Source organism: Vibrio sp. 10N.261.55.C5 (assembly GCF_041470505.1).
GTDB classification, from domain to species: Bacteria; Pseudomonadota; Gammaproteobacteria; order Enterobacterales; family Vibrionaceae; genus Vibrio; species Vibrio crassostreae_C.
The window spans coordinates 1-1,413 of sequence record NZ_JBFRMS010000132.1 but is presented as its reverse complement, the minus strand read 5'-3'; the positions used below and the strand labels follow the sequence as shown (position 1 = coordinate 1,413).

1 protein-coding gene is annotated in these 1,413 nt (G+C 41.9%); it reads right to left on the bottom strand.

Going from position 1 to position 1,413, the window contains the following annotated elements; genetic code table 11:
* Positions 1-14: 14 nt before the first annotated feature.
* Entirely contained in the window at positions 15-1,322 is a 1,308-nt protein-coding gene (locus AB4263_RS24265) for an IS4 family transposase (RefSeq protein ID WP_029235596.1), read from the bottom strand.
* Positions 1,323-1,413 lie beyond the last annotated feature (91 nt).

Here is a 1,413-nt window from a genome sequence, read left to right as displayed (position 1 = left end):
CTAATGCCGTTCACTTAAGAGTGAACGGCATTTTTGTTCTTAGCATACCGTTGTGGTCTGGGTTTAACTCTTCTAGGGAATGTCCTTTCCCTTCGCCCTTCAAGTATTAAGCTTTCAGCCATGTTGTGGAACCCCTTTAGCTGACGAGGTATTGCGCCTGGTGTTGAATAAGGTAAGCCTACAAGTAACGCTGATACATGAGCTAACGTGCCGTTAAAACTCAGTTGATAAGGAAGGTAATTTCCCTTTAAATTGAAGCAGAGCTCGACCATCTGATATCGGATTAAATTGTAAGTAAGCAAGATGCCCCATAACTCCTGCTTGACCAGCTCTGGTAAACGACTTCGCAGCGTAAGACGGTTTCCAAGCATGTATTGTTTTTGCTCTCGGTAGCCCAGCTCTATTTCCCAACGATGCTCATAAAGGCCTGCAATATCTTTTGATGGGTAACGCAGGGAGTCCGTCATGGAGGTTAATACTTGGTAGTCTTTTCCTTTAATTTTACGAGTGACAAGTCGAGCGGTTATCGACTTTGGTAAATCAGGCCATAGCTTTCTAGCTCTTGGATTACTGTGTAATTGAACAAGTTTGTCATTTCGCCCTAAAGATTGAACAATGTCATATTGTGTATTTTTCTTGAGGGGGATAAGCCAATGGCGCTCTGAGCCAGAGTCTTGCCATTTATGTAATAAACCTAAAGAATAGAACCCCTTATCGAACATTGTTACGCTATGGTTTGGTGTTGTTTCTATCAGTTTTTCAGCTAATATCATTTCGTTTGTATTGTAATTATCAAATGCACTGGCCGTAATAATGTGACTGCTTAGTTCCATTTGGCAGACCATTCTCACTTGCGGATATTGCGTCCCTTTTTGTCGAGAAAATGCCTTTTCATTTTGCGGGTTATCGGGCGTTCGCCAAACAACGCCATCGACGCCAAGCAGCGTTAATCCATTCCATTGGGGTAACTTTGCACTGTTTAACCATGACGTAGTCATTCGCTCAAAGACCGCTTTAATTGCGTCTTCACCCAACGTCTTTCGACGTTGAGTTAACGCACTCGGTGCGACAAAAGCTTTACCTGTACGGTCGACAATATCAAGTTGGTTCACTAAATCTTTCATGGATTTACTGTTATAGATAGCCATTCCAACAAGCAGCCACACCATGGATTCTAAAGTTAATTTCCTCTTTCTCATCGTGACAGTATCAGTAAGAGAATAGGCTTCGTCGATGAGTTCAATTGGAAGCAAGTCAGACAAAGTCTCAACGCTGCTAGGTTTCCAATCATTAATTATGTTTAGAGCTTGAGAAACATCCATAAAAAAATCCAAGTGCATTAAATACACTTGGATTTTGACAGCTCTGAAGGATCCTTCAACCGATCGCTTTGGCTTTAACTGATCGGCATTA

What these genes read in the sequence shown, in the direction of transcription:
- AB4263_RS24265 (WP_029235596.1), bottom strand. Translation starts at nt 1,322, where the DNA reads ATGGATGTTTCTCAAGCTCTAAACATAATTAATGATTGGAAACCTAGC.